This is a genomic window from Vibrio sp. 1F263, from assembly GCF_041439035.1.
Classification (GTDB): domain Bacteria; phylum Pseudomonadota; class Gammaproteobacteria; order Enterobacterales; family Vibrionaceae; genus Vibrio; species Vibrio tasmaniensis_A.
The window spans coordinates 7,483-10,861 of record NZ_JBGONI010000066.1; the positions used below are offsets into that span (position 1 = coordinate 7,483).

Below are 3,379 nucleotides of genomic sequence, written 5' to 3' on the forward strand. Positions count from 1 at the left end.
CCGCTGCCGACACATTCACCTCCACCGTATTACTGGGGATGCCATCTTTGGTGGCCATGACTGTGGTATAGCCCTCGTTAGTAGCAGTAAATACGCCAGTCTCATCAAAGCGCCCTACATCAGAGTTGCTTGTGTGCCAATCACTCACGTTTAAATCCGTCAATGTGCGAGATGAACCATCAGAGTAGTGACCAACCGTTTCAAAGGGCTGCTTGTTGCCCGCAGCAAGAGTTAGTTGACTGACACCTTTCATCACTATCGGAGAAGCGACGATATCAAGACGTTCTAATTTTATGGTTGATCCAGAGAAGGCGCCTTCTGAATTACAACCAGTTAATAACGTTAGTATTGGAAAAACCACTATTACAAATAAGGCTTTAAAACATTTAATCATAATAACTTACTCTTGGAACTGAAAACTGGGGATGGTAACTTCAACTCGGCGATTTTTAGCTCGCCCCTCTGCGGTCTTGTTGTCAGCAACAGGTTGAGACTCACCTTCGCCTCTCCACTCAAGTTGTGTCTGTGTGGCACCCAATTCAATCAGTTTATTGACGACCGCTTGAGCACGATGCTCAGATAGGTTTTGATTGTAGAGTGCTGAGCCTGTTGAGTCAGTGTGTCCAACAACTGTGGCCTGAGCTTGTGGGTAAGAATTTAATATTGAAGAGATTTCAGTTAATTGGTCAATAAACTCTTGGCTAGGTTCGCCTGAATCAAAACCAGACAATATATCTGTAGTTTTTGGTGAAAATGCCTGTATTTGAGGCGGTGTTTTTACAGTGGCTGTCTCTTTAACGGGAGTATCTTCAATAATAGACGTTGGCGCTGTTTCGACTAACGCTGGTTGAGTTGTACTGCCAAACGTATAGGTTAGACTGACCAACAATCCACGGCTATCATACTTACCCGTGTTTGACTTACCAATACTGTCAATGTATTGATAGCCCGTTGATAATCGGACGTTAGGGTTAAAGTGATAGTTAATCCCCACCCCACCGAGAGGAGAAAAACCTGTTGCATCGCTCTTACTTGAAGACAGTTGCGTTTTTTCCATGTCCCAATAAGCAGCACCAAGTCGACCGTATAAACTTAGGTTATCTTGTAGGTACCAATCGTAACGAAGAGTGCTTTCAATCAACCAAGTTTTAACATTAACCGAGTGGCATCCATCCGCCTTTAGTTCATCGTGATCTTGATAGCCTAAATCCCAACTCCAAGAGGGAGTAAACTGTAACCCGCTATAGAGACCTAAAATTGTGCCCTCTGGATTTGAGTGATTGCAATTCTCCTCCAAAGCCCCTTGGTATCCCCCTACTACGCCAACAAAAAACTGAGGGGATTCTGTCGCGGCTAGTACAGGAACACTGAATAAACAGGTAAGTAATATTATTTTTTTCATAAATCCCAGATAGATAGTATCATTTTTGAATAAACATTAAATATTCTCAACAGCTTTAGACCTATACCACTGTATAAGCGAACGTCCTACTTACGAGCTACGCTAGGTGTTCCTCTTACGACAGAGCTATTCATCGCCATATCAATGTTTTAAGCGCTTCTTTATCTATGAATATTAGAATTCAGTCTTCAGTCAAATTAAGGAAGCTAAACGAAAATTAATATTAATTAATTTATTATTTAAATATAAATTAATTAGTTAACCGTCAAGGAATAATAAAATACTTGTGATGTAATCTTTTTAAAGTCGAGGAGTCTCATCCCCTAACAGAGCATTACGTCCTTTATATTTTCAATAGGTCTTTCATATTACGGATAACAAACATATGGACTATTTACTATTTTTTACAATTTGTGTAGCTGCTACTTTTTCCCCAGGGCCTGCGGTGTTATTGACTGTGAAAAATTCAGCCGTGTATGGGGTTGAGCGAGCGGTCTCAGGGATTCTTGGAAATATTGCAGCTATGATCACAATGGCAGGCTTATCGGCTACAGGGTTAGGTGTTCTTCTTTTGGCATCTGAATCATTATTCCTATTTATTCAAATGGTTGGCGGAATATATCTACTTTTACTTGGAATAAAGACGTGGAGATCAAACAAACGGACTTTAAAAAATTATGAGCCCCAAGCTAGCGCGCATAACAGAAAGATGTTGTTTCGTGAAGCGTATCTGGTTGGTGTAACTAACCCAAAGGCTATCGTGTTTTATTCGGCCTTGTTTCCTCAGTTTATCGAAGTTGAACATTCCATCATACCGCAATTTATCTTGCTTACACTCACCTTTACATCGTCGTCATTCCTAGCACTTTTAACATACGCGTTAGTAACAAAGAAGCTTAAGTTTTGGCTTATAAAGGAAAAGGTTAGAGCGACATTTAATAAGGTTACTGGAGGGATATTTATTGGATTTGGCTTGTCTTTGATTATTAGCAACAAGACATAGAAGTTGCTTTAATAATGACTTCAACGCTACATGGACGACCGTTCCTCACTTAGACTTAATATATGAGTAGAGTGACTCGCCTGAACAAACTTAGCTCAAGCTGTTTTTACCACTGCTACCACTACCCTTTGTATGACAAGATTAATACGATGAGCTAAATTAGTGGAACAGAAAACCTTGTACAAGGGCTCAGCATAACCCGCCACACCTCTTCAAAGGAGTCAAAGTATGCGTTTTTAATCGCCTTAAAATCACTCTTGGATTAATATTAGAAGAACAAACCATACAAATGGTAAAAATTGCGCAACAAACATCATCCGTCCTAATGTCCTCTTTGCTACAGTCATAACGTTTTACCACTCTAATAAGTAAACACGCCAAACTTTAGCTCTTTACTTAAAAACAAGATGCTCACAATCACATGTAATCTTGATAAAGAATCATTATTTATCAAGATTAGAAAATTAAACCTTCAACTTATGAGCTGAGCAGCTAAGTTGACTCAAAGACTTAGATTAATGACCAAGCCTCGCTATAAAAAAACTAACTGGAAGCAATATAATCAAGCTTTAATCAATCATTAGTCACTGATATTTTGGATTGGTGAAAAAGCAATTCAGCATTTAGCCGTTGATGCTATTTGATGCTACAGGGCTGAAGGTCTACGGTGAGGCAAGTGAAAAGTAAATGAGCATAGACCTCCAAGTGTGACTGCCCTCAAACACGAATTTCACCAAAACCCTAACCTTAAAATTTGATGTACTTATGTTATTCCGACAGATATTTTCATCACCATTCCCAAAAATCCACTTCATATCTAAGCCGTTCAACCTCCTCATCGGTCAGTTCAGGTATTGCTTTGATAGGTCTTCCTCTGCGTTTGGGGGGAGATTTCGTCGGCTTAGGTTTGGAGGCTCTCACTTTTCGAGTTTTAGGGTTACTCACAAGCTGACCTGATAATATTCCACTAATAA

Annotated in this window: 2 protein-coding genes and 2 pseudogenes; 1 reads left to right on the plus strand and 3 read right to left on the minus strand. The window is 39.7% G+C overall.

The genetic code is table 11. The features are described 5' to 3' along the window. Both ACED25_RS22180 and ACED25_RS22185 read right to left on the minus strand, forming a co-directional pair. Window positions 1–394 (minus strand): annotated as a pseudogene (locus tag ACED25_RS22180) (hypothetical protein); the annotation flags it as partial. 6 nt (window positions 395–400) lie between these two features. Beyond that, entirely contained in the window at window positions 401–1,402 is a 1,002-nt protein-coding gene (locus tag ACED25_RS22185; protein ID WP_102258141.1) for an OmpA family protein, read from the minus strand. A 385-nt stretch (window positions 1,403–1,787) separates the two neighbouring features. On the opposite strand from ACED25_RS22185, the gene ACED25_RS22190 reads away from it, so the two are divergent. Then, the gene (locus ACED25_RS22190) at window positions 1,788–2,405 is read left to right on the plus strand and encodes a LysE family translocator (RefSeq protein WP_371696122.1); all 618 of its coding nucleotides are present in this window, start codon (window positions 1,788–1,790) and stop codon (window positions 2,403–2,405) included. 789 nt (window positions 2,406–3,194) lie between these two features. Here the strand turns inward: ACED25_RS22190 and ACED25_RS22195 are convergent. Next, window positions 3,195–3,379: pseudogene (locus ACED25_RS22195) on the minus strand (site-specific integrase); the annotation flags it as partial.

Bases quoted from the DNA above. Each gene is read 5' to 3' on its own strand.
- ACED25_RS22190 (WP_371696122.1), top strand. From the start codon at position 1,788: ATGGACTATTTACTATTTTTTACAATTTGTGTAGCTGCTACTTTTTCC.
- ACED25_RS22185 (WP_102258141.1), bottom strand. From the start codon at position 1,402: ATGAAAAAAATAATATTACTTACCTGTTTATTCAGTGTTCCTGTACTA.